Origin of the sequence: Cryobacterium sp. 10I5 (genome assembly GCF_035019865.1) — a bacterium.
In the GTDB taxonomy this organism is placed as follows: Bacteria; Actinomycetota; Actinomycetes; order Actinomycetales; family Microbacteriaceae; genus Cryobacterium; species Cryobacterium breve_A.
This window is the reverse complement of record NZ_JASJVI010000004.1, coordinates 82,618-104,494: the sequence shown is the minus strand read 5'-3', so window position 1 is coordinate 104,494 and position 21,877 is coordinate 82,618. Positions and strand designations below refer to the sequence as shown.

Sequence of the window (21,877 nt, the reverse complement as noted above, 5' to 3'; positions counted from 1 at the left end):
CCGTTCGTTTCCCTCCCGAAAGTGACTCGTTGCCTGTAACCTCGGCCGGCCAGACTGAACTCCAAGTTTCAGCGGGCCGCACCACGTCGTCAGCCAGTATGCGTCGTCGCAACGACCGCGATCACAACCACCGCGATCGCGAACACGGCAACGATCAGCCAGCCCTGCCACGTGCGCGGACCCCAGCCGCCACCTAGTTTCTTCGGACCAAACCACGCTTCATGCTCTGCCACTGCGTCCCCCTCGAGTTTGAATATCGCGGCTCCTGCTCGGCGCGGTGCAATCTTGTCAGTCATCTCCCGCCAGAGCAACACAATAGTTGATGTGGTCAGGTGTTCCATCCTTTAGAATCTGCACACAGGGGGTATGAGATGCGCGGAATCGCGGCAACATGCGGGTTGATATCGGTGCTGGTGCTTCTCACGGGCTGCTCGAGCGGCGGGGCTGCCGGCCAATCAGTCCCAACGCCGTCTGCATCCGCGGATTCACCGGCGACCCATCTAGAGGTTCCGGGGACGACCCCGACCGGGACCATCGGAACGGGCACGCTGACCTCCGTTAACGGCACCACCGGCCGTGTGAGCTTCGATTTCGACGGAACCGTGCTCACGCTCCACATCGATGACCTCATCTCGCCGACAGCGGTCACGGTCGACGCGTTGACCGCAATCCAGCCCTTACCGGCGAACCAGACCTGCGACGACAGTGGCTTCCGCATGGACTTCGGGCAGTTCACGAGCGGAAGCGGCGCCTCAGACTGGGGTGACCTCAGCATTCTCAGCGGAGATCCCAGCGGAATCGACCAGGTCCTTCTGGTCACAAGCCCAGCCCAACCGAACACGACGGACCCGGGTTGCCTTCAGGCCGTCGTAGCGCGCGCCGACATCCGATGGACCTTCGATCCGCTCCGCGGCTACCTCAACCCCGTGGACTCTGGCGAGACGCCCGGCGCCCGGGGCACAGTCGATGTTATCGACGGCAAGCCGGCGGGCTATACCCCCGCTACGAATGAGTACCGCGCCGACGTGGCCGCCCGATTCGGCATCACCGTCGACGACCTCACCTATTTGAACGATGCCCAATTGATGAGCACGGACAGCCAAACCGCGCCGGCAGGAAAACGACTCAACCTGCTCCTCGCAGACCGCTAGCGCGGGCAAAGTCTTGATCTGACTTCGGCCGACGGGCATCCGACTCGTTCTCCCAAACACGACCGCTACCGCCCTCAGTGGTGAGTTATCCACAGGCTCGGTTCGCGCGCGCGTACTGCTCCAGTTTTGTTCTTCCTGTTCCTTACTGTTAAAGGGGACGGTGAGCGTCCCCTTGCTGGCTCAGTTTTCGTACCCCTGAAGGGGACGGTGAGCGTACCCCTGAGGTGGACGCTGAGTGACCCCCTAGACATCCGCGACCCGATCCCGGAACTCCGGAAGCCCTCGACTCAGCGTCGGACGTTCCGGCGATACTTCCAGTGTCACGACTTCTCGCAACCTCCCGACCGACGACGAAATCGAGATGGAGCCATGGGCAGCATCCACACGTACACGACGCAAAGTGGCAAGCGCTATCGGGTCCGGTACCGGACCCCAGATCGTCGCCAGACGGATAAGCGCGGCTTTCGGACCAAACGCGACGCCGAGCAATTCCTCGCCAGCGTCGAGGTCGCCAAGGGCCGCGGCGAGTGGGTCGATCCGACCCTGTCCCGCGTCTCCGTGGGCACCTGGTCCACGACGTGGCTCGCGGCCCGGTCCAACCTCAAGCCGACGACGCGGGGCGCCTATGAGTGGATCCTGGCCCGGTACGTGCTGCCCCAGTGGCGTGCCGTGCCGCTCGTCGCCGTCACGCACGTCGACGTGCAGGTCTGGGTCACCGGCCTGAGCGCCACGCTCGCGCCCTCGACGGTGCGGAAGATCCACGTGATCTTCTCCGGGCTGATGAAGTACGCCGTGCAGGACCGCCGCATCCCGCACAACCCGTGCGACAACATCCGCTTGCCGCGGGTGACCGCCGAACCGCGCGGCTACCTCACGCACGAACAGGTCGCCGAGCTGGCCGAGCTCTGCGGCTCCGACGGCACGGTGATCTACCTGCTCGCCTACACCGGCCTGCGCTGGGGCGAGCTGGCCGCGCTCAAGGTCAAGCGGGTCGACATCCAGCGCAGGCGTCTCGACGTCGCCGAAGCCGTCACCGAGCCCACCGGCGCGATCATCTGGGGCACGCCCAAGAACCACGAGCGCCGCTCGGTGCCGTTCCCGTCGTTCCTCACCGACCTCCTGGCCGCCCAGTGCGCCGGGAAGCGTGCCGACGACCTCGTGTTCACGTCCGCTGCGGGCGGGGTGCTGCGCGGCGGCAACTTCCGGAATCGCCGCTTCGACGCCGCGGTCGCGGTGTTGCGCGAGCGCTATCCGGAGCTGCCGAAGATCACGCCCCACTCGCTGCGGCACACGGCAGCATCGCTCGCGATCTCGGCCGGCGCCACCGTGCTCTCCGTGCAGCGGATGCTCGGCCACGCCTCGGCGGCAATGACCCTCGACGTGTACAGCGACCTGTTCGACGACGATCTGGATGCCGTTGCGACCGCCCTCGACGACAGGGCCCGTCGTACAGATGTGGGCAAAATGTGGGCACGGGCCGGCGAATCGTCGGAATCCGCGAGTTCATCGGGCTCAGAAACAGCCTAGGACCAGGGGTTTATCTGGAGCCGCCTGTCAGAATCGAACTGACGACCTTCTCATTACGAGTGAGATGCTCTACCAACTGAGCTAAGGCGGCGTGACGCCCGAATGCTTCCTTCCGGAAACGCGCGGTGACACAGCAACAAAGCTTAGCTGGTCCGGAGGGTCAATTCGTACAGGCCCGCGAACGACGCCCGCACCCGGTCGGCGAGGGGCAGGGACTCGTCGCCCTCCGCCCAGCAGCGCCAGGCGTGGCGCAAGGCCGCGACCGCGACGAGCGTGAGCAGCAGGGCGCGCTGGTGCAGTGCGACGGCGTCAGCGGCGAGCACCGGATCGTCCGCAGCGAGGCGCCGGCTGATCACTTCGTCGAGGTGCCCCTCGAAGCTGCGGAGGGTGGCCATCCGCATTCCGAACAGGTAGGGGTTCTCCTTCATCACCTGACGCCGCAGCTGGTGAATCTCCCGGTCATCCTCGGAATTCTGCACGCCTGTCGAGAGCAGCACCGCGAGGTCGGCGAGGATGTCGCCCGAGGGGCTCCTGTTCACGAAGTCCTCGATCTCCGCCTCAGACCCGAGAGTGAGGTCATCGCCGGCGAGGGCGGCGTCCTTCGACGGGAAGTAGTTGAAGAAGGTGCGCGGGGACACATCGGCGATCCGGCTGATGTCCTCGACGGTGACCTTGTCGACCCCGCGCTTGGACGCGAGCGTGAGCACGGCGAGTTGGATGGCCCGGTGGGTCGCCAGACGTTTCCGTTCGCGCAGGCCGGGTTCTTCCGCAACATCCACCATGGTCATATTCTTACACGGCGCGCAATTGTGCAGTCCTCAGAAGGCGGCCGGTGGATGCCGCGGGGCCGTCCGGCATCAGCACTTCGGGTCCGTCGCCGGCACCGTCCCCTGCAGCAGGTAGGAGTCCACCGCGTTGTTCACGCAGGCATTGGACTTGTTGTACGCGGTGTGCCCCTCGCCGGCATAGGTGACGAGCTGGGCGCTGTCGAGCTGCTTGGCGAGGCTCTGCGCCCACACGTACGGGGTCGCCGGGTCGTTCGTCGTGCCGACGACGAGGATCGGAGCCGCTCCCGGCGCGTGGATCTCGGCGCGGGTCCCGGTGAACTTGTCCGGCCAGTTGGCACAACCGGTGTCGCCGTAGGCCATGTACTTGCCGATGACCGGTGCAGCGGCCTCGATGGTGGCGGCGTCGGCGCGCATCACGGCCGGGTCGTCGTTGTAGCTGTAGTCGAGGCAGTTGATCGCGAGGAAGGCCTCGGTCGAGTTGTCGAGGTAGCTTCCGTCGGAATTGCGGCCGTTGTAGGCGTCGGCGAACTGGAACGCGACCTTGGTGTTGCCCTGCATCACGCTCGACAGCATCTCGCTGAGGTTCGGCCACGCCGATGCCTGGTACAGCGGGTAGATGATCGCGGTGAGCAAAGTGTTGCCGCCGAGCATCCGGCCGTCGCTCGCGGCGATCGGGCTCCGGTCCACCGAGTCGAGCAGGGCGGAGATCGTGCTCATCGCCTGGTCGACGGTGCCGTTGAACGGGCACTTGGATCCACCGAGGCAATCGGCGAGGTAGGAGCGCAGTGCACTCTCGAAACCGACGGCCTGCACCCGGGTCACCTCGGCGTTGCTCGTCGACGGGTCGAGGGCTCCGTCGAGAACCAGGCGGCCGACCTTGTCCGGGAACAGGTTGGCGTAGGTCGCCCCGAGGAAGGTGCCGTAGGAGTACCCGAGGTAGTTGAGCTGCTTGTCGCCGAGCACGGCACGCAGCATGTCGAGGTCGTGGGCGGCGCTCACGGTGTCCACGTGGGCGAGCAGCGCACCGGTGTTCGTGGCGCAGGCCGCTCCGAACTCGGTCGAGGACTTCTCGACCTCCTGGATCCAGGCGTCCGTGCCGCGGGCCGCGGCCGGGATCGCGTAGAGGTACTGGTCCATGTCGGCGGCCCCGTAGCATTTCACCGCTGACGAGCGGCCGACACCGCGCGGGTCGAACCCGACGATGTCGAATCCTGCCTGCAGCTTCGCATCCGTGGCGTAGTCCAGGGAGGCCTTCACGAAGTCGTACCCGGAGCCGCCGGGGCCGCCGGGGTTGACCAGGAGCGAGCCGACCCGGGTGCCGGTGGCGACGTGCCGCACGAGGGCGAGATCGACGGTGTCGGTTCCGGGCGCACTCCAGTCGAGCGGGGCCTTCGCGGTGGTGCACTGCAGGCTGTTGCCGCAGTCGGTCCAGGTGAGCACCTGGTTGTAGAACGGGTCGAGGGCGCTGCTGACGCTCTCCCCGGTGGGGGACGACGTCGAGGCCGAGGGTTGCGGCAGGAACGCCGGCACGCATCCACTCAGCCCCAGCGTGACGACGACGGCGGCGGCCAGGATCGCGAAGCGTCGGGCGGCCGGGCGGCGCGTCACTGCGCCATTCGACGCCGGGCCATTCGACGCCGGGCGCTGGCGGATGCGTGTGGTCAACGGTTCCTCATTACTGGTCTGGTCGTGCAGGTGTGCTCAGGCTGTCACAAGCGCCGCGGGTGGGCGGCGCCATTGTCGCGGTCCTCGTCCTCGTCGTGGTCATCGGCGTCAACGTCGGATGGCGGACACCAGCATGGCCTCGAGGGCCAGGGCCGGTGCCACATTGGATTCAATTCTTTGCCGGGCGATCGCGATGGCGTCCAGGGTCGCGAGCGTCGTGACGGTCGCACAGGCCGCTGCTGCAGCACGCACTCCGGCGAGGAGCTCACGGTTGATCACTTCATTCTCGCGGCCAAACTGTACCATCATCACATCCCGGTACAGCGAGGTCAGATCGACGAGAATCCGGTCGATCCCGTCGCGCAGGCTCCGGGTGGCCCGCCGTTTCTGGTCGTCTTCGAGCGCCTTGATCTGACCGCGCAACGCAGGCGGCACCGACTTGCCCGGCTCGACGCCGAGGGAGCGCAGCACGCTTTCGCGTTCGGCGGCGTCCCGCTCGAGAGTGATCGCCTTCGCGTCGTCTCCCGCGATCGCGAGCAGTCGCGCCGCGGCGTTCACCGCGTACGACACCCCACGGATGCCGAGCGCGGCCTTGAGGGTTTCCTCGCGCCGATCGCGGGCCTCGGGGTTCGTGGCGAGGCGCCGGGCCATGCCGATGTGGCTTTGCGCCTCGCGGGCACACCGCTCGGCGACGACGGGATCGACACCCTCGCGGGCGACGAGGAGCGCGGCGACGTCGGCGACGCTCGGCACGCGCAGCCGAACGGTGCGCACCCGGGACCGGATGGTCGGCAGCAGGTCGGCCTCGCTCGGCGCGCAGAGGATCCAGACGGTGCGTTCCGGCGGCTCTTCGAGCGCTTTGAGCAGCACGTTGGAGGTGCGCTCGACCATGCGGTCGGCGTCTTCGACGACGATGACCCGATACCGACCGACCGATGGCGAGTACTGCGAACGTTTGACGGCCTCTTTGACGGAGTCCATCTTGATGATGACGCCCTCGGTGGCGAGCACGACGAGGTCGGGGTGGGTGCGGGCCTCCACGAGCCGTTCGGCGGTCGCGTCTTCGGCGGGCGATCCCGGGCTGAGGAGGGCTGCGGCGAAGGCGAAGGCCAGGTTGGACCGGCCCGAACCGGGCGGGCCCGTGATGAGCCAGGCGTGCGTCATGGAGGCAGAGGCGCTGGACGCGGAGGTACCGGATGCGGAGGCGCTGGACGCGGAGGTACCGGATGCGGCCGTGCCGGCTTTGCTCGCGGGGGCGTCAGCCGTTGTGCTCTGTGGCTCCTTGCCCTGTGGCTCCGCGGCGGCACGGAAGATCGCGATCGCATCCGCCTGGCCGGTCAGGTTGTCCCACACGCTCATTCCCTCAGGGTACCGGTCGCCACTGACATCCCGCCCAGAGGCCTGCGGTGTCAGAGGAGGGGTGCGACGCGGGCGCGGATCGCGGCGGCGATCTCGTCGACCGGGCTCGCGGCATCCACGACCAGGAACCGGTCGGGTTCTGCGCGGGCGAGGTCGAGGAACGCGGCACGAACCCGTCGGTGGAAGTCGCCCTTCTCGGCCTCGAGGCGGTCGAAGCGCTTGTTGGCGGCGTCGAGCCTGTCGCGCGCGACGGTCTCATCAAGGTCGAGCAGGATGGTCAGCTCGGGCAGCAGGCCTTCTGCCGCCCAGAGCGACAGGTCGCGGATCTCGGCGGCGCCGAGCACCCGCCCCGCACCCTGGTAGGCGACGGATGAGTCGAGGTAGCGGTCCTGGACCACCACTTCGCCGCGGGCGAGCGCCGGACGCACGGCCGTGGCGATGTGCTGGGCGCGGTCAGCCGCGTACAGCAGGGCCTCGGCGCGCGGGGACACCTCGCCGGTGTGGTGCAGCACGATCTCCCGAATTTCGACGCCGACGACGGTGCCGCCGGGCTCCCGGGTGCGCAGGACAGTGCGCCCCTGCTCGCCGAGCCACTCGGCGAGCAGCCGGACCTGGGTGGACTTGCCGGACCCGTCACCGCCTTCGAGCGTGATGAAGAGACCGGTCGGGGCCTGACCGGTCGGTGCCTGACCGGTCGGGGCCTGACCGGTGGAGGCTGCCCCGGTCACGTCTGGCGTGGTCACGACTGGGTGGTCGAACCCGCGGGCGTCTTCGTCGCTGCAGTCCTGGTCGTCGCGGTCTTGGTGGATGTCCCCGTCTTGGTGACGGCCGGCTTGCGGACCGCGGTCTTGGTGACCGTGGTCTTCGTGGCGGTGGTCTTGGCGGCGGTGGCCTTCTTCACGGCGGGCTTCTTGACGACCGCAGCTTTCACGGCCGGCTTCTTGGCGACCGGCTTCTTGGCCGGGGCCTTCTTGGCGGGCGCCTTCTTGACCGCCGGTCCCTTGGCGCGCTTGTCGGCGAGGAGCTGTACGGCCCGGTCGAAGTCGATCTCCTCGACCGTCTCGGCCTTCGGGATCGTCGCATTCGTGACGCCGTCGGTGACGTACGCGCCGAAACGGCCATCCTTGATCTTGATCGCCTTGCCGCTGTCCGGGTCGGGCGTCTCGAATTCCTTCAGGGCGCTCGAGGCGCGACGCGCGCCGTACTTGGGCTGGCTGTACAGCTCGACCGCTCCGGGCAGGTCGATCTCGAAGATCTGGTCTTCGCTCGTGAGCGAACGGGTGTCGACGCCCTTCTTCAGGTAGGGGCCGAACTTGCCGTTCTGGGCGGTGATCTCGGTCTGCGTTTCGGGGTCGAGGCCGACGATGCGCGGGAGGTCGAGCAGCCGGAGCGCGGTCTCGAGGTCGATCGTGGCGAGGTCCATCGACTTGAATAGCGACGCGGTGCGCGGCTTGTCCGCGAGGGCGATCTTCTTCGCGGCCGGCTTGCGCTTGGGCTTCGCTGCGGGAGCTCCGGCGTCGACCAGCTGGGTCACTTCACCGGTGAGCGGGTCGATGGTCTCGCCGGCGGACTCGGTCTGGGTTTCGACGAGTTCGGCGACGACGGGCTCGGCGGGTGCCGGGTCGAGCTCGGTGACGTACGGGCCGAACCGGCCGTCCTTGGCGACGATGTTCTTGCCGGTCTCCGGGTTGACCCCGATGACGCGGTCGATGACGACGGGCGCATCGATGAGCTGGCGTGCCTTCGCGGGCGTCAGTTCGTCGGGTGCGAGGTCCGGCGGGATGTTCACCCGGCGCGGCGGGGCATCCGCTGCGGCAGCGGGGTCGATGACCTCGAGGTAGGGGCCGTACTTGCCGATGCGGAGGGTGATGTCGTCGCCGATCGGCATCGAGTTGATCGACCGGGCATCGATCTCGCCGAGGTTGTCGACGACCTGGCGGAGACCGCGGTGCTTCTCCGAGCCGAAGTAGAAGCTGTTGAGCCAGTCGACGCGGTCGGCCTTGCCGTCGGCGATGCGGTCGAGGTCGTCTTCCATCTCGGCAGTGAAGTCGTACTCGACGAGGTCGGTGAAGTACTCCTCGAGCAGGCGCACCACGGAGAAGGCGATCCAGTTCGGCACGAGCGACTGGCCGCGCGGGGTGACGTAGCCGCGGTCGGTGATCGTGGAGATGATCGAGGCATACGTGGACGGACGGCCGATGCCGAGCTCTTCGAGCTTCTTGACGAGGCTCGCCTCGGTGTACCGGGCGGCCGGGGTGGTCTCGTGGCCCTTGGCCTCGACCTCGAGAAGGGACAGCGACTGACCCTCTTCAAGCGGCGGCAGCTTGGACTCGGTCGCGTCGGTGGGCGCGTTGCGCTCTTCGTCGCGGGATTCCTCGTAGGCGAGCATGAAGCCGCGGAACGTGATCACCGTGCCGCTCGCGGAGAACTCGGCGAGAACGCCGGACGCCGCGGGGTGCGGCGAGACGCCGGTCGGGCCGGCCGCGATGGTGACGGATGCGGTCGAACCGGTCGCGTCGGCCATCTGCGAGGCGACGGTGCGCTTCCAGATCAGGTCGTAGAGGCGGAAGTCGTTGCCGCGGATCGTGTTCGCGAGCGAGGAGGGCGTGCGGAACGTGTCGCCCGAGGGACGGATCGCCTCGTGGGCCTCCTGCGCGTTCTTGCTCTTGCCCTTGTAGAGGCGCGGCTGGGCAGGCACCGTCTCGGGGCCATACAGCGAGGACGCCTGGTTGCGGGCGGCGTTGATCGCCTGCTGCGAGAGCGACGGCGAGTCGGTACGCATGTAGGTGATGTAGCCGTTCTCGTAGAGCGACTGGGCCACGCTCATGGTCTGCCGGGCGGTGAAGCGCAGCTTCCGGGCCGCTTCCTGCTGCAGAGTCGAGGTCGTGAACGGGGCGGCGGGGCTGCGGCGATACGGCTTGGACGCGACCTTGGTCACGGTGATCGCGACCTGGGGATCCTTCAGCGCGTCGGCGAGGGCGAGGGCGGATGCCTCGTCGAGCGTCGTCGCCGTGACCTTGGGCTTGAGGCGGCCGAGGTCGTCGAAGTCGCCGCCGGAGGCGATGCGCTCACCGTTGAGGCGCACGAGCTTGGCCTGGAAGGCGGCATCCGTCGTTGCGGCACCGGAAGCGAGCTGGGCCGAGAGGTCCCAGTAGCCGGCGGAGACGAAGGCGAGGCGTTCGCGTTCGCGGTCGACGACGAGGCGGGTCGCGGCGGACTGCACACGGCCGGCGGACAGGCCAGGGCCGACCTTGCGCCAGAGCACAGGGGAAATCTCGTAACCGTAGATGCGGTCGAGGATGCGCCGCGTCTCCTGCGCGTCGACGAGGGCCGTGTCGAGGTCGCGGGTGTTGTCCTTGGCCTTGAGGATCGCTTCCTTGGTGATCTCGTGGAACACCATGCGCTTGACGGGAACCTTGGGCTGGAGGACCTGCAGCAGGTGCCAGGCGATGGCCTCGCCTTCGCGGTCCTCATCAGTTGCGAGCAGGAGTTCGTCGGCCGTCTTCATCGCCCGCTTGAGTTCGGCGACGGTCTTCTTCTTGGCGTCGGAGACGACGTAGTACGGCTCGAAGCCGTTGTCGACGTCGACGGAGAACTTGCCGAGGGGCCCCTTCTTCAATTCAGGGGGCAGGTTTTTTGGCTCGATCAGGTCCCGAATGTGGCCGACCGAGGACAGGACCTCGTAGCCGTCGCCGAGATACGCGGCGATCGACTTCATTTTTGTCGGCGATTCGACAATGACCAGCTTCTTAGTGCCTGGCACCAGACTCCTCTTTATAGGTATCGGCCCGTTGAAGGGCCAAGGCACACCATACACACAGAAAGATGGTGCTCACCTAATCGGCCACACGTCACACAGGGCTTTGGGGCTTGCCAGCCCCGCCTTGGTGAGGACAATGGAAGCATGGGTACAGCAGCTACGGGCACGTACACCGCGAAGCTTACGGACGGCCCCCTCGAAGGCAAAACGATCACCACCGAATTCCTCGACACGGGCGATATCCGGCCTCGTCTGGAGATTCCCGCGGAGTCCGGTGGCAAGCGCTACCTCTATACCCGGGGAGCGGGTCTGGAGTTCGACTCCACCGAATTTCCCGAGCGACCGACGGCCGTCGACTACCGCTACCTCGAGGCCCTTTTCGACTGATCCGGCGCCTCCTCCCGGAGCAATCCCGGGCGACGGCCGGCCTCCCGCCGAACCCGGTGGACCGGCCCGGGCGTGCGCCCTCAGAGTCCAACCGAGAAATTCCCGGGTGACCGTGACGCTCGCGATCGGGCCGGCCGTTGTGCAGAGCTCCACGGATGCCCCGTCGAGGGTCACAATTTCGGCCGCGGCCTGACAGGGCACCCCGGCCACGAGTCCCGACAGCGTGTCCGCTGCGGCGAGCGCCCCGGCATCCGCCGCCGCCCGCACGGTCTGGCCGACGACAAACACAGCCAGGACCGGGAGCAGCATCACCGTCAGCAGCACAACCGCCCCGAGCACGCCCACGGCAAGCACCGAGCCGGAGCCGCGCTCGCCGTCGCCGTCGCCGTCGCCGCTGCCCACACGGAGGGGCGAGCGCCCGTACTGACCGGTGCCGGCGCAGCGAACGCTCGCGCCCGACGGGCGGATGCGCGTCACGTCGCGCCGCCGAGCGCGCACGAGCCCGCCGTCACGGTGATCCCGAGCGCGGCGGGCGCGCTCAGCCGGGCGCACACCGCAGAGCCCCGCTGGTCCACCGAGACGGACGCGTCGCCGACGAGTTGACGAGCCAGGCTGGTTGCGTGGTCGAGCCCGTCGCCCCGGGCGAGGGACCGGGCGGCCTGGGCCGCGGCATCCGCCAGCCGGACCTGCTGGCCGCCGACCTGCACCCCGCCGAGGCAGAGCAGCAGCACGAGGAGCACGGCCGGAATGACGGCGGCGAACTCGGCCGTGACGCTGCCGCGCTCCCCCGAGACGCTGCTCCCTGCGATCCGGGACATCGCAGCACGGGACCCGGCTCGGCAGGCGGCGCGGGCCGCACCTCCCCGGCTACCCCACCGTGAGGGCATGGCGCACCAGCTCGGTGAGGATGCCGCGCACTTCGTCTCCCCGCAGGATGAACATTACCAGTGCAAAGGTGACAAATGCCCCCAACGTGATTCGAACAGCGCAGTGTGGGCGTCCATATCGATGCGTACGGACTTTAGAACAGCCCGGAGCATCCCACTCCTGCCCTCGGCATCGAACTCGTCCCAGTCCCGCGCCATGCCCCGGACAAGCTCACGTGAGACGTCTGGCACCCCAGCGAGCAGCGTCTCCACTTCGATTATCTCCGTTGCGAGTTCGTTCTGCCGAGCTTCCACCTCGAGGCGCGTGGCCGCGTACGAAGTCGCAGATACTTTGTCGTCGATGTAGAGGGATGTGAGCTTGTCAATGCGCCGCTGCTGCGCATTCTGCTCCGCGCGAAGACGCTCAAGGTTGGCCTCGTTCTCCACCTTCGGAGCCAGGTCAACGGCTTCATCGAGCTCGCTCGCCAACGTTTCCAGCCAGACCTTCACGAGCGGTTCGAGCTTCTTCACGGACACGTAGTTGTGCCCGTGATTTGGAATCAGGGATGTGCAGAGATAGCCGCCGTACCAGGTCCCCGCGGTGATCGCGCCCTTGCCTTGCATTCGAGCGCCGCACGCGCAGCGGACGAGCCCAGAGAGGAGATACACGGACTTTCGGGGCTTCATCCCTTCGGTCCGGCGATCCTTTCGCATGGCCAGATACTGGTCCCAGGTGGCTTGATCGATGATGCCCTCGTGCTGCCCCGGAAAGACCTCCCCGCGGTACGGCACCATGCCCACGTGAATCGGCGAGTCCATCACCGTAAACGGCCGCACACGATTCCAAATCCCACCGTTGGGTGAGGGTATCGCCTGGGCGTTCATCCACCGTGAGATCGCGGACGAACCGTCACCGGAGAGGTATCGGCGGTACATCTCGATCACGTAGCCAGCCTGATCGGGGTGAGGTTCGATACCCGAGTCCGTTCGGCGCCAACCCCATGGGAGCCTCCCTGATGTTGGAAGGCCGAGGCGCAGGCGGCGCTGTCGCACTTCCTCCCACTGCTCGCCAATCTGCTCGGACTGGAATGCGGCATATTCCGTCATGACGCCGCGGGCGAAGCGCCCAGATGCGGTCGCAGTGTCGATGGGCTCGGTGGCGGATTCGATGCGGCCGCCGGCCACGTCGACGCGATCGGCGGCGAGGACCCAGTCTCGTCGGCTTCGAGAGAGACGGGACCACTTCCAGAGAATGATCACGTCCGCCTCGGAGGCTTCGATCATGTCCAAGACGCGCTTCACGGCCGGCCGGTTGTCCCACCTGCGTCCTGAGAGTCCCTGATCAGCCTCGACCGAGAGGACCGTGTAGCCCATCCGTTCGCAGTAGAGGCGCCCGGCCGACTCCTGCATCTCAATGCTGATCGAGTCGTCTCGGTAGACAGACTGGCGCAGGTAGAGCACCGCGCGCGGCGGCGTATCAGGTACCGGGTGAAGCATCATGCCGCTCGCCTGTCCTTCATGTATCGCCCGAGGATCTTGGCAGAAACGTTGAGTTCCTGGCACCACAGTCCGGGGTCATCGGTCATGAGTGCTGCCCGCTGGAGTTCGCGGATGTTGATCAGCTTTCGAGCAGCCCATCGGTCGGCCATGACTTCTTGGCGCGGGGTGGCATCCGTGTGCCCGAGGAGTACGTGCCCAATCTCGTGCGTCAGCACCGAGCGCTCATGGATTGTTCTCATCCGAGTCTGCAGGCAGATCGTTTTCAGGGCCGGTATCCACAGGCCGTTGGCAGTCCGCAGTTTCTTGTAGACCACGTCGATCCCGAGCGCATCCGCGTGCTCGTATGGGTCATAGCCCCTCCCGGTCGTCTGCACTGTCTCCCCCTGGTGTTTCATCTTCTCCGTCGTCAGCTGCGACGGCGTAGTCGGAGCGTCGCCCCTGCTCCCTGGCATCTTCCACCTCACGTAGGACATCATCGATCAGCTTCTCGGCCACAGGCTCCGTGATTACGGCCGTGGCCGCGCCAGCGACAACCCTGCGCAGCATCTCTTTAGTCAGCTCAACCTCGCTGAAGCTGGCGAGTCGAAGCCCGCTGCCGTAGCTGAGCATTTCCTGCTCGGTGACCCAGCCGGCGGCGACGGCGGCCTCGCCGAACGAAACGTTGTATGCGCGGCACAGCATCGAGACGGTCACGCCTGGAGTTTTATCGCTGGCAAGTTGAGCCATGAGCGTGGTGTGTGTCATCCCAATGCGCTCGGCCATTGCACGGTTACTGGCCCCGGCTGTTGCCCTGTTGAAGAAGTCAACGAGTGTCTGCGTCATGCGTTCAATGTAGCACTTTTGCAACACAGTGGAAGCTTTTACCCACGTAACTCCGGGAGACCTTGTGCGTTTTCGCAACACACCGTAGCGTCAACGCTCCATTGACATCTCCTCTGGTGTAGATTCACTACATACCGAATCGAAATCACAACAAGGAGGTGGACGTGTCGGTCGCCATCAAAATCAAGCCGGGGATCATTGATCGCCTCCGCGAGACTCGCGGAATCGGCAGCGAAGAAGCATTCGCTCGACTCATTCAAACGGACCGATCCACGCTGCGACGCATCGACGCAGGTGGACAGCCGTCCGGATCATTTATGGCCGGGTTCTGCGACGCTTTCGGACTCGGTCTCGGCGAAGCATTCGACGTCGTGACATCAGAAGTTCTCGCGAAGGCAGCGTAATGGCAACCCGTGAGGAGTGCATCAAGGCGGCCGCGGTCATCTTGGCGGACTGCTATCGGGTCCTCTACACATATCCGATCGAAGAAGCAGCGCGTCGCGCTGTACGACCAGGCGGGCCGACCTACGAGGAACTCCTCGTACGCATCGCCGCCAAGCGGAAGACGTATCTCGTCCCCGCAGTGAGCGCGTAACAGCGCCGCATTAGTACCCACATTCTTGCCCTCGCATTTCGGGGGCATCCGCCGGCGTGCCCGCACGCCGTCACGAACGACCCGCATTGCTCCGAAGCGAAGGCCTGGCGGCTGGAAGTCGGACGCGCTTGACCCTTGAGAACTACACACAGAACCCCGCGAAATCTAGGGGAAACCTCCCACGCCTTACAACCGTGCGGAGAAGGCGCAGACATTCGCTGCGCAGGTACAGGCGTGAAAGGCCGCGTATCAGTTCGAACCCTGCCGATATGGCAGGGGTTAGAAAGCACGACCGCCGACCCCCTGAGGCCGGTGGGTAAGGCCGTCGATGACCGCTCCAGCGCGATCGACGGCACACGGTTTCACCCCTGACCAAGCGCCGGCAACCCATCGTCACCTTCGGGTGTTGTGGCCGGCACCAGTAACGCTGCAGTTTTCGGCAAAGGCGCGCCGAGTAGCTAGTCAGGGTCAGTCCGGTCGGCTTCGAGTCCTGACCGGACGCCTGGACGGGTAGCTCAGCGGTAGAGCGAGGTTCCCCCACCACGACGCAGGTTCGATTCCTGTCCCGTCCACTCACCTACAAGCAACGGAGCACAGATGCCAACTGGATATACAGCCGACCTCTACGAGGGAAAGGCGATCACGTTCAAGGAGTTCGCACTCACCGCGGCCCGCGGTATGGGAGCGGCGATCATGCAGCGCGACGACGGGCCTGGGCCGATCGCAGACGAGTACGAGCCAAGCGACTACCACCAGATCGCGCACGCCAAGGCAGTCGACACCCTGGCGGAACTCACGCAGCTGCCGCTCGACGAGTGGGAGCGGCGAGAGGCTGCTGCCCGCGCCGACAACGCTGCCGCCGAGATGGCTGGGGCGGCGAAGACCGAGGCGCTGCGAGCACGCTACGAGGCGATGCTCGCTCGGGTCGAGGGGTGGCAGCCGCCGACCAGCGAGCACGAACGGTTCAAGGATTTCATGCGCGAGCAGCTTGAGGGGTCGATCAAGTTCGACTGCTCCGACCGTTCGGATGCAGCACCGTCCACCCGCACGGCTGAGGTCTACCGGGATGAGCGGATCGCCAGCGCAGTTTGGAATGTCGCCTACCACGTCAAGTCGTGGACTGAGGAGCAGGAGCGCACAGCCAGCCGCAACAAATGGGTGCGCGACCTCAAGGTATCCCTCCCCACCAACTGACCACCAACCACCGAACGACCTACAAGAAGTAGCACGAGATGAGCACAGCAGCACGCAAGGCCCGCAAGCGCGCAGGCATCAAGTTCGAGAAGGCCGCGAAGGTCGGCACGCCGTTCAAGGAGCGCGCCTGGTATGCACTCCCGATCCTCGACATCAAGTCGGCCGGCGGATGGCGCAACCGCAGCGCGAAGAAGCTGCAGGCCGCGCTCGACGCCCGGGGCATTGCATGAAGGTCGACGAGCTGATCTACCACCCGGTAGCGGGCGTCGAGGACTTCGAGGATGTCGTCAGCGTCGGCGAGGGCGGTGGATACGACTGGGACCAGTTGGAGGCGTGGTGGTCACCCAGCCGCCGCAAGTTCTTCTGGATCAGCGGTTCCGGTTGCTCGTGTAACTACCTCGGGGAAAACGTGGGCCGTATCGAGGACTTCGAGGCGGGCGAGCGCGACGCACTGCTCGCCGCCGTTCGCGCCTGGCACGAGAGGGAATACCCGCACAGCACACCGGACCAGGTGCTCGCCGACCTTGCCAAGGTCGCGGCATTCACACCAGCTACCAACTAGCACCACAGGGGACTGGCCCTCATAACCCAGTCAAGCGGCGAGCCCTTCGAGGGTCAGTCCGGATGTGAGTTCCGGCGTCGCACTCAGCTGGGCGGGTCGCCTCCCATACCTACGTGGCCGGACCTGTTTAGGCCCGCCCAGCTAGCACTTGCAGCACGAAAAAGGCCCCGAGATTCAGTCGGGGCCCACGACACGAAAGAGAGATTCGATGACGAGCAATGAGATTACCACCGCGTACGCGGAGAGACTCGACGACCTGAAAGTGATCACCCTCACCGACGGCGAGGTGTGGAGCGCACGGGACTTGATGGAGTTCGCCGGATATGACCGGTGGGAGAACTTCTCGAAGGCGATCACACGGGCCATCACGTCGGTCGACACGACCGGGCTCGACGCCGCTGATCATTTTCGCGGGGTCACGAAATTGATCGAGATCGGCAAGGGAGGCAAGCGCCAGGTCGAAGACGTCGAACTGACCCGCTACGGCTGCTACATCCTCTTCCAGAACGCGGACGCCTCAAAGCCTGAGATCGCAGCGCTGCAGGCGTACTTCGCAGTGCAGACCCGCAGGCAGGAACTCGCGGCGCCGTCGCTCCCTACCGACTACCTATCGGCGCTCAAGGCGCTCGTGGAGCGGGAGGAAGCGAACCAGGCGCTCACGGCAAAGGTCGAGGCCGACGCCCCGAAGGTCGCCTACGTCGAAGAGTTCGTCGACGCCGACGACGTGATCCTCTTCCGGGTCGCTGCGTCCGAGCTTGGGATGAGCGAGAGCCTCCTGCGTAAATCTCTCCTCGACTTCAGCTGGATCTACATCGTGAAGATCGGCACCCGCTGGTCTGCGTCCCAGCATCGCGACGTGGATGAACGCGAATACCGCGCAGTGGCGGCACACGGCAATCAGTTCCGGCTCATGCCGCAGCACAACGCACCCAGGCACCACAACGGGCAGGTCAAGCAGACCTTGTACATCCGCTCCGAAGCGCTGCCAGCTATCCGCCGGCGGCTCAGCGGCGGCGTCCTGTCGGTGAACGCGTGAGCCGCCGGTCGACCTTCATCCTCCGCTCCACCCATCCGGTGGAGAACCTCCTCGCCGCGGTTGCTGCTGTGGCCGCGGTGAAAACAATCAGCGACGAATCCGACGACGAATTGGAGCAGTGCTCGTGAGCATCTCACCCCGAAACTTTGACCCGCATGCCGACGACATCGACGGCCCGAACCTCGCCTGGTCCGACCCAGAGATTTCCCGGATCGGTGTGCACGAGGAGCGCTCATCGCTGGATCTCGCCGTGGCGCGTGCACTCACCCTGCCGCCCGTCCCGACTGCCCCAGTCGCACCGACCCGTAGGCAGCACCGCACGCTCCCCTGGGTGGCAACTGCGCTCGTCGTGCTCGTGGCCGCGCTGCTCGTCCTCGCGGTGGTGATCTCCCAGTGACCGGCATCTGGAAGGTCGCACGAGCGCTGGCGGTCGTCTGGGCGGTCCTGATTCTCGGCGCGATCGTCGCTGTCGCGTGGCGGGCGTTCTCGTGAGCATCATCGCTGGCACACCCCGACCGCCCGTAGCCCCGAAGCGCGGCGATCGCGTGATGGTCGTCCGCCTCCACACCGGCGCGGAGCAGGTCGGGTGGGTGCTCAACGCGAACGAGTACGGCATCCGAATCGCTGCGGAGAAAGAGGACGACGGCAGACCCAACCCGCTCTTCGACTGGTGGCGCACATCATTCCTGCTCGCTGATGTCCAAGTGATCGTCCTGTGATCCGCGCGCTCAAGACGGCCGCAGTTGTCGCTGCCGTGCTCGCCCTCGTCGTTGTGGCAGTCGCCTTCACCCGCCCGCCTCACGCCGACGGCCTCACGCTGCTCGGCCTCCTCCTCACATTCATCGTCATCGGATGCGGCGCCGCCGTCATCCACCTCGAAAACCCCAATGAAACGGATCACTCATGACACAGACGTTCTCAGCCACCGACTACCGCGGGCTGGTCGGTGAAACCTCCATCTCGACGACGGAAGGGAAGAGCATCATCTGCCTCGCCGGCGGCAACGGTGTGGGCAAGACGAGCTTCTTCACCTCACAGACGGAACTGTTCAAGTACCAGGGGTCGAAGGCGATCCCGGAACCGATCCACGACGGCCAGACGGAATCCCGGGCCGAGTTCATCGACACAGAACTCGACCTCCGGTTCCTCCGGGTCTGGAAAGTGCAGAAGGACGGCACGATCAAGTCGACTTTCTCGGTGTACGCGCTCGACGGGGCGAAGGACACCCGCAAGCCGATGGACATCCTCGCCGAACTGACCGGCGGGAACATCGTCGACCCGGGGGAGTTCGTCGCCTTCGACGAGAAGAAGAAGCGGCAGGTGCTGCTCTCCAAGGTGGAGCTGGACTTCGACCCGGACGCCCTCGCCGCCAAGCGGGTAGGGTTCTTCGCTGGTCGCACGGACGTCACCCGCGACCGGAAGAAGGTGGAGAACCAGCTCGCCGGGTTCCCGCCGCTCGACCCGAGTCTTCCGGATGCCGAGGTCGACGTCGCCGCCTTGTACGCCGAGCGCGACGAGATCCGCGAGCACAACGAGCGCGTCGCCGGTCTGAGCGCCGCGCACACCGCGGCGACGGACACGCGCCTTGCGCTCGAGATGAAGGGCCGCGAATTGGCGGCCGAACTGGACAGGGCGCGCGCCGAGCACAAGGCGGCCGTCGCAGCCGAGGTCGCCGCGGCGGTCGCGAGCGCTGCTGCCGAGGTGAAGTCCACGGATGCTGTCCTCGAACGACTCGCCACCGTCGACCAAGTGAATGTGAAAGTGCGCGCGCAGGCCGCCCGGGCGAAGGTCGCCGCCGATCTCGCCGCGCTGGACGCCAAGGAGGCCGACCTCACCTCGAAGATCAAGGCCATCGAGAAGACAGAGGCTGACGGGCTCGCCGCCGCGGTGTTCCCGGTCGACGGCCTCTCGGTCGACGACGACGGTGTGACCGTCAACGGGCGCCGGTTCGAGTCGCTGAACGAGGCGCAGCAGTGGCTCATCGCGTTTGACATCGCTACGTCGGGGAACCCGCCGCTCAAGGTCATCTTCATCAAGAACGGCAACGCGCTCGACGACGAGAGCCTCGCGCAGATCGAAGCGCGCGGCACGGAGCGTGGGTGGACGGTCGTCACTGAGCGCGGCCGGGACAACTCCAGCGAGATCGGGTTCGTCTTCGACGAGGGCCAGCTGGTGTCCGAATGAGCGGCAGCGCCATCGACCACAAGAAGACGGCCGAAGTCCTCACCGCCTACATCGACGCGCTCGGCATCAACGGTTGGGTGCCCGTCAACGACATGGAGGTGTTCGCGCTCGCACAGGTGCACGCCACCATGTATGCCGCCGAGCAGCAGCGGGCCGCCAACCTGATCGCGTTCCTCTCACTGCCACCCATCCCGCCGGATGGGTGGCACGGGTGGCACGGCAAAGCTCAGGCGGCATGGAACGACATGCGCACCACTGAGCGACGCGAGGTCCTTGAGCAGGCACGCACGGGTCTGGGTCGCTCGTGACCGCCCCGAAGCCTCACCCGCCCACCGTCCCGCCGCCCATCGTACGGGACAAGGACAACGCTCCCGTCGGCATCGACTGGGAACGAATCATCGAAGAAAGGTTGGTCAAGCCATGACGCTCCTCGCGGTCCCATGGCAGGACAGGATCCTCGACGACGGCACGATCCGCGAGCGCTGGTTGGCCGCCCGAGCCAACGGCGTCATCGGAGCATCCGACGCCGCCGGCTACGTAAACCCGGCATCCGAGGACAAGTACGTGGCCGCCAAGCTGAAAACGTCGAGCTTCCAAGGCAACGCGTTCACCCAGGCCGGGCACGAATGGGAGCCGCGCCTTCTCGCCGCTGTCGGGCTGGAGCAGAGCCTGCTCCTGATCCACTCACCAGGCGAACCCGGCTTCGCGGCCACTCCGGATGCGATCAAGGTCACGTCGGAGGGCATCGTCCTCGGCGAGGCGAAGATCAAGCACAACAAGATCGTCTACGGCCCGACCGCCCGCGAGTTCCGGCAGGTCGCCTGGCAGATGATGTGCGTCGGCTGGGACGACATCGCGTACACCGACTTCGTGTGGGGCGAGCTCGTCAAGGGCGAACTCCGAAACAACGCCCTCGAGCCGAAGCGACTCCGCATCTACCCGGCCGACGTCGAGCATCTCCTCAAGCCGATGGTCGACATCGCCACACCCGTCCTTGCGCGGATCCGTTCCGCGCTCCAATTCGCAAAGGAAAACGCAATATGAGCACCGCACTCGACCTCCTCCCCGAGACGGGAGACATCACCCAGTGGACACCGCAGCAAGCAGCACTCCTCGAAGGCCTCGGCCTCAAGGGCACGAAGAACCGACAGGTCAACGGCCAGTGGGCGAAGGAGGCATTCGAAGCACCCGGCCCGTCGTCGAGATGTTCCTCGCCGAGTGCCGCCGTTCCGGCCTTGACCCCATCGCCAAGGAGATCTACTGCATCGAGCGGGGCGGCAAGTGGTCGATCGAGGTCGGCATCAACGGCATCCGCGGCAAGGCCGAAGAGACGGGCAAGTACGGCGGACAGACGGAGCCGCAGTGGTCGGACGACGGCGTGACCTGGGTGGATGTGTGGGTGAAGGACACCCCGCCGGCTGCTGCGCGCGTCGGCATCATCCGCACCGACTGGGCATCGCCTGCCGTCGGCGTCGTCACCTACGCCGGATACGTGCCTCGCAACAAGGCGGGAGGGATCACGCCGACTGGGCAGTGGCAGTTCAACTCCCCCAACCAGCTGCTCAAGTGCGCGGAGATGCAGGCGTTCCGCAAGGCGTTCCCGCGTCGCTTCACCGGCCTGTACATCGCCGAGGAGCTGGAGAGCACAACCTCGACGGAGAGCACGGCCCCGGCCGCCGTCTCGGAGGACTGGGCGGCGCTGATCCGCGCCGTCGATGACAAAGCCGACCTGGAGGCGCTCACCCTCCGGATCCGCGGCATTGAGGACGGCGAGAAGGTTCGCGAGTCTGAGATGACCGGTGACCTCCGCACCATCGTCATGACGCACGCCTCGACCCTCACCAAGGACTCACGCGAGCCCCGCGAACCCGAGGCGGCTCCGCCCGTTCCGCCCGCTACGGGCGACGTGATCGACGCCGAAGTCATCCCCGACGACGAGCCTGCCCCGGCCGCGGCGCCGACACCTGCCACCGAGCCCGAGGAGTCGGAGACGGAGCGCTACGAGCGCGAGGCCGGTGCCGAGTACGAACGGCAGATGGCAGCACAGACGGCCTCCGCGAATGGTTGAGTTCACGAACCCGCAGACGGGCGAGGTCGCCAACATCCCGACAGCGGATCTCGTCAACTACGAACCCGTCGGCCCGCTCGAACTCGAGCAGCTCATCCGCGAGGTCGGCGACCGCCTGGAGAACGCAGTGCCGATCATCAAGGAGTTATGGGGCCGCCGCTACCAGGCGGAGCGCAACTTCATCGAGGCGCGGGCGAAAGCGATCATGCGGTCGAACGAGTCGAGCGTCACCCGGCAACGGGCCGAAGCCGACCTCGCCACCATGCAGCAGAAGAACGACTTCGACGATGCCAAGGAAATCTTGCACGCGGCCGAGGAACTGCAGAAGGCGCTCACGTCCAAGCTCTACGGCTTTCTGAACCTGAACAAGGCGATCACGTCGGCGTACATGGCCGGCGGCGTCGGCCGATGAT

General features: G+C 66.2%; 28 protein-coding genes, 2 tRNA genes and 1 pseudogene. 19 read left to right on the top strand and 12 right to left on the bottom strand.

The window, feature by feature from the left end:
- Positions 1 to 89: 89 nt before the first annotated feature.
- Entirely contained in the window at positions 90 to 341 is a 252-nt protein-coding gene (locus QN350_RS02870; protein WP_322138945.1) for a hypothetical protein, read from the bottom strand.
- A gap of 237 nt (positions 342 to 578) precedes the next feature.
- Between QN350_RS02870 and QN350_RS02865 the strand changes: the two genes are divergently transcribed.
- A complete protein-coding gene (locus QN350_RS02865; protein WP_322138944.1) occupies positions 579 to 1,151 on the top strand; it encodes a hypothetical protein in 573 nt (190 codons plus the stop codon).
- A gap of 369 nt (positions 1,152 to 1,520) precedes the next feature.
- Entirely contained in the window at positions 1,521 to 2,678 is a 1,158-nt protein-coding gene (locus QN350_RS02860; RefSeq protein WP_322138943.1) for a tyrosine-type recombinase/integrase, read from the top strand.
- Between the two features lie 15 nt (positions 2,679 to 2,693).
- Here QN350_RS02860 and QN350_RS02855 read toward each other — a convergent pair.
- From QN350_RS02855 to topA, 6 genes are all read right to left on the bottom strand, one after another.
- Positions 2,694 to 2,769, bottom strand: a tRNA-Thr gene (locus tag QN350_RS02855).
- Between the two features lie 52 nt (positions 2,770 to 2,821).
- Positions 2,822 to 3,460, bottom strand: coding sequence for a TetR/AcrR family transcriptional regulator (locus QN350_RS02850; protein ID WP_322138942.1), 639 nt, complete (start codon positions 3,458 to 3,460; stop codon positions 2,822 to 2,824).
- 75 nt (positions 3,461 to 3,535) lie between these two features.
- Entirely contained in the window at positions 3,536 to 5,074 is a 1,539-nt protein-coding gene (locus QN350_RS02845; protein ID WP_323515699.1) for an alpha/beta hydrolase, read from the bottom strand.
- A gap of 165 nt (positions 5,075 to 5,239) precedes the next feature.
- Complete coding sequence (locus QN350_RS02840) at positions 5,240 to 6,490, bottom strand: DNA polymerase III subunit delta' (RefSeq protein WP_322138940.1); 1,251 nt, start codon at positions 6,488 to 6,490, stop codon at positions 5,240 to 5,242.
- Between the two features lie 50 nt (positions 6,491 to 6,540).
- The gene (gene tmk / locus QN350_RS02835; RefSeq protein WP_322140376.1) at positions 6,541 to 7,143 is read right to left on the bottom strand and encodes a dTMP kinase; all 603 of its coding nucleotides are present in this window, start codon (positions 7,141 to 7,143) and stop codon (positions 6,541 to 6,543) included.
- A gap of 86 nt (positions 7,144 to 7,229) precedes the next feature.
- Positions 7,230 to 10,253 carry a type I DNA topoisomerase gene (topA, locus tag QN350_RS02830; RefSeq protein WP_322138939.1) on the bottom strand — a complete coding sequence of 1,008 codons (3,024 nt, stop codon included), beginning with the start codon at positions 10,251 to 10,253 and terminating at the stop codon, positions 7,230 to 7,232.
- A gap of 141 nt (positions 10,254 to 10,394) precedes the next feature.
- Between topA and QN350_RS02825 the strand changes: the two genes are divergently transcribed.
- Positions 10,395 to 10,637: a hypothetical protein gene (locus tag QN350_RS02825; RefSeq protein ID WP_281533962.1), complete on the top strand. Its 243-nt coding sequence runs from the start codon at positions 10,395 to 10,397 to the stop codon at positions 10,635 to 10,637.
- Positions 10,638 to 10,706: 69 nt separating this feature from the next.
- On the opposite strand, the pseudogene QN350_RS19935 reads toward QN350_RS02825, so the two are convergent.
- The 5 genes and pseudogenes from QN350_RS19935 to QN350_RS02805 form a co-directional block, all read right to left on the bottom strand.
- Positions 10,707 to 11,039 (bottom strand): annotated as a pseudogene (locus tag QN350_RS19935) (Rv3654c family TadE-like protein); the annotation flags it as partial.
- Between the two features lie 71 nt (positions 11,040 to 11,110).
- Positions 11,111 to 11,455 (bottom strand): TadE family type IV pilus minor pilin, encoded by a 345-nt coding sequence (locus QN350_RS02820; RefSeq protein WP_322138938.1) that lies wholly within the window; start codon positions 11,453 to 11,455, stop codon positions 11,111 to 11,113.
- Positions 11,456 to 11,578: 123 nt separating this feature from the next.
- Complete coding sequence (locus tag QN350_RS02815; RefSeq protein WP_322138937.1) at positions 11,579 to 13,003, bottom strand: recombinase family protein; 1,425 nt, start codon at positions 13,001 to 13,003, stop codon at positions 11,579 to 11,581.
- Positions 13,000 to 13,377: an ImmA/IrrE family metallo-endopeptidase gene (locus tag QN350_RS02810; RefSeq protein WP_322138936.1), complete on the bottom strand. Its 378-nt coding sequence runs from the start codon at positions 13,375 to 13,377 to the stop codon at positions 13,000 to 13,002. The genes QN350_RS02815 and QN350_RS02810 overlap by 4 nt, the downstream gene beginning before the upstream one ends.
- Positions 13,352 to 13,825, bottom strand: coding sequence for a hypothetical protein (locus QN350_RS02805; protein WP_322138935.1), 474 nt, complete (start codon positions 13,823 to 13,825; stop codon positions 13,352 to 13,354). Before QN350_RS02805 ends, QN350_RS02810 begins: the two co-directional genes overlap by 26 nt.
- Positions 13,826 to 13,989: 164 nt before the next feature.
- Here QN350_RS02805 and QN350_RS02800 point away from each other — a divergent pair, with 164 nt between their 5' ends.
- From QN350_RS02800 to QN350_RS02725, 16 genes are all read left to right on the top strand, one after another.
- The gene (locus tag QN350_RS02800) at positions 13,990 to 14,229 is read left to right on the top strand and encodes a helix-turn-helix transcriptional regulator (RefSeq protein WP_322138934.1); all 240 of its coding nucleotides are present in this window, start codon (positions 13,990 to 13,992) and stop codon (positions 14,227 to 14,229) included.
- Positions 14,229 to 14,420: a hypothetical protein gene (locus tag QN350_RS02795; RefSeq protein WP_322138933.1), complete on the top strand. Its 192-nt coding sequence runs from the start codon at positions 14,229 to 14,231 to the stop codon at positions 14,418 to 14,420. The genes QN350_RS02800 and QN350_RS02795 overlap by 1 nt, the downstream gene beginning before the upstream one ends.
- A 504-nt stretch (positions 14,421 to 14,924) precedes the next feature.
- Positions 14,925 to 14,992, top strand: a tRNA-OTHER gene (locus QN350_RS02790).
- A gap of 25 nt (positions 14,993 to 15,017) precedes the next feature.
- Positions 15,018 to 15,614 (top strand): hypothetical protein, encoded by a 597-nt coding sequence (locus QN350_RS02785; protein WP_322138932.1) that lies wholly within the window; start codon positions 15,018 to 15,020, stop codon positions 15,612 to 15,614.
- Between the two features lie 38 nt (positions 15,615 to 15,652).
- Entirely contained in the window at positions 15,653 to 15,844 is a 192-nt protein-coding gene (locus QN350_RS02780) for a hypothetical protein (protein ID WP_322138931.1), read from the top strand.
- The gene (locus QN350_RS02775) at positions 15,841 to 16,176 is read left to right on the top strand and encodes a hypothetical protein (RefSeq protein WP_322138930.1); all 336 of its coding nucleotides are present in this window, start codon (positions 15,841 to 15,843) and stop codon (positions 16,174 to 16,176) included. Before QN350_RS02780 ends, QN350_RS02775 begins: the two co-directional genes overlap by 4 nt.
- A 208-nt stretch (positions 16,177 to 16,384) precedes the next feature.
- Positions 16,385 to 17,212 (top strand): phage antirepressor KilAC domain-containing protein, encoded by an 828-nt coding sequence (locus tag QN350_RS02770; RefSeq protein ID WP_322138929.1) that lies wholly within the window; start codon positions 16,385 to 16,387, stop codon positions 17,210 to 17,212.
- Complete coding sequence (locus QN350_RS02765; protein WP_323507814.1) at positions 17,209 to 17,340, top strand: hypothetical protein; 132 nt, start codon at positions 17,209 to 17,211, stop codon at positions 17,338 to 17,340. The genes QN350_RS02770 and QN350_RS02765 overlap by 4 nt, the downstream gene beginning before the upstream one ends.
- Positions 17,337 to 17,609 (top strand): hypothetical protein, encoded by a 273-nt coding sequence (locus QN350_RS02760; protein ID WP_322138928.1) that lies wholly within the window; start codon positions 17,337 to 17,339, stop codon positions 17,607 to 17,609. The genes QN350_RS02765 and QN350_RS02760 overlap by 4 nt, the downstream gene beginning before the upstream one ends.
- A 91-nt stretch (positions 17,610 to 17,700) precedes the next feature.
- Positions 17,701 to 17,931, top strand: a complete 231-nt coding sequence (locus tag QN350_RS02755) for a hypothetical protein (RefSeq protein ID WP_322138927.1) — start codon at positions 17,701 to 17,703, stop codon at positions 17,929 to 17,931.
- Positions 17,928 to 18,119 carry a hypothetical protein gene (locus QN350_RS02750; protein ID WP_322138926.1) on the top strand — a complete coding sequence of 64 codons (192 nt, stop codon included), beginning with the start codon at positions 17,928 to 17,930 and terminating at the stop codon, positions 18,117 to 18,119. Before QN350_RS02755 ends, QN350_RS02750 begins: the two co-directional genes overlap by 4 nt.
- Positions 18,116 to 19,396 (top strand): hypothetical protein, encoded by a 1,281-nt coding sequence (locus QN350_RS02745; protein ID WP_322138925.1) that lies wholly within the window; start codon positions 18,116 to 18,118, stop codon positions 19,394 to 19,396. Before QN350_RS02750 ends, QN350_RS02745 begins: the two co-directional genes overlap by 4 nt.
- On the top strand, positions 19,393 to 19,704 hold the full coding sequence (locus QN350_RS02740) for a hypothetical protein (protein ID WP_322138924.1): 312 nt from the start codon (positions 19,393 to 19,395) through the stop codon (positions 19,702 to 19,704). Before QN350_RS02745 ends, QN350_RS02740 begins: the two co-directional genes overlap by 4 nt.
- A 112-nt stretch (positions 19,705 to 19,816) precedes the next feature.
- Positions 19,817 to 20,440 carry a hypothetical protein gene (locus QN350_RS02735; RefSeq protein WP_322138923.1) on the top strand — a complete coding sequence of 208 codons (624 nt, stop codon included), beginning with the start codon at positions 19,817 to 19,819 and terminating at the stop codon, positions 20,438 to 20,440.
- A 118-nt stretch (positions 20,441 to 20,558) separates the two neighbouring features.
- A complete protein-coding gene (locus QN350_RS02730; protein WP_323515695.1) occupies positions 20,559 to 21,464 on the top strand; it encodes a recombinase RecT in 906 nt (301 codons plus the stop codon).
- The gene (locus QN350_RS02725) at positions 21,457 to 21,876 is read left to right on the top strand and encodes a hypothetical protein (RefSeq protein ID WP_322138921.1); all 420 of its coding nucleotides are present in this window, start codon (positions 21,457 to 21,459) and stop codon (positions 21,874 to 21,876) included. Before QN350_RS02730 ends, QN350_RS02725 begins: the two co-directional genes overlap by 8 nt.
- Position 21,877 lies beyond the last annotated feature (1 nt).

Bases quoted from the DNA above. Each gene is read 5' to 3' on its own strand.
- QN350_RS02870 (WP_322138945.1), bottom strand. From the start codon at position 341: ATGGAACACCTGACCACATCAACTATTGTGTTGCTCTGGCGGGAGATG.
- QN350_RS02850 (WP_322138942.1), bottom strand. From the start codon at position 3,460: ATGGTGGATGTTGCGGAAGAACCCGGCCTGCGCGAACGGAAACGTCTG.
- QN350_RS02840 (WP_322138940.1), bottom strand. From the start codon at position 6,490: ATGAGCGTGTGGGACAACCTGACCGGCCAGGCGGATGCGATCGCGATC.
- QN350_RS02785 (WP_322138932.1), top strand. From the start codon at position 15,018: ATGCCAACTGGATATACAGCCGACCTCTACGAGGGAAAGGCGATCACG.
- QN350_RS02725 (WP_322138921.1), top strand. From the start codon at position 21,457: ATGGTTGAGTTCACGAACCCGCAGACGGGCGAGGTCGCCAACATCCCG.
- QN350_RS02815 (WP_322138937.1), bottom strand. From the start codon at position 13,003: ATGATGCTTCACCCGGTACCTGATACGCCGCCGCGCGCGGTGCTCTAC.
- QN350_RS02745 (WP_322138925.1), top strand. From the start codon at position 18,116: ATGACACAGACGTTCTCAGCCACCGACTACCGCGGGCTGGTCGGTGAA.
- QN350_RS02820 (WP_322138938.1), bottom strand. From the start codon at position 11,455: ATGTCCCGGATCGCAGGGAGCAGCGTCTCGGGGGAGCGCGGCAGCGTC.
- QN350_RS02825 (WP_281533962.1), top strand. From the start codon at position 10,395: ATGGGTACAGCAGCTACGGGCACGTACACCGCGAAGCTTACGGACGGC.
- QN350_RS02775 (WP_322138930.1), top strand. From the start codon at position 15,841: ATGAAGGTCGACGAGCTGATCTACCACCCGGTAGCGGGCGTCGAGGAC.
- QN350_RS02805 (WP_322138935.1), bottom strand. From the start codon at position 13,825: ATGACGCAGACACTCGTTGACTTCTTCAACAGGGCAACAGCCGGGGCC.
- QN350_RS02795 (WP_322138933.1), top strand. From the start codon at position 14,229: ATGGCAACCCGTGAGGAGTGCATCAAGGCGGCCGCGGTCATCTTGGCG.
- QN350_RS02860 (WP_322138943.1), top strand. From the start codon at position 1,521: ATGGGCAGCATCCACACGTACACGACGCAAAGTGGCAAGCGCTATCGG.
- QN350_RS02740 (WP_322138924.1), top strand. From the start codon at position 19,393: ATGAGCGGCAGCGCCATCGACCACAAGAAGACGGCCGAAGTCCTCACC.
- QN350_RS02770 (WP_322138929.1), top strand. From the start codon at position 16,385: ATGACGAGCAATGAGATTACCACCGCGTACGCGGAGAGACTCGACGAC.
- QN350_RS02780 (WP_322138931.1), top strand. From the start codon at position 15,653: ATGAGCACAGCAGCACGCAAGGCCCGCAAGCGCGCAGGCATCAAGTTC.
- QN350_RS02735 (WP_322138923.1), top strand. From the start codon at position 19,817: ATGACGCTCCTCGCGGTCCCATGGCAGGACAGGATCCTCGACGACGGC.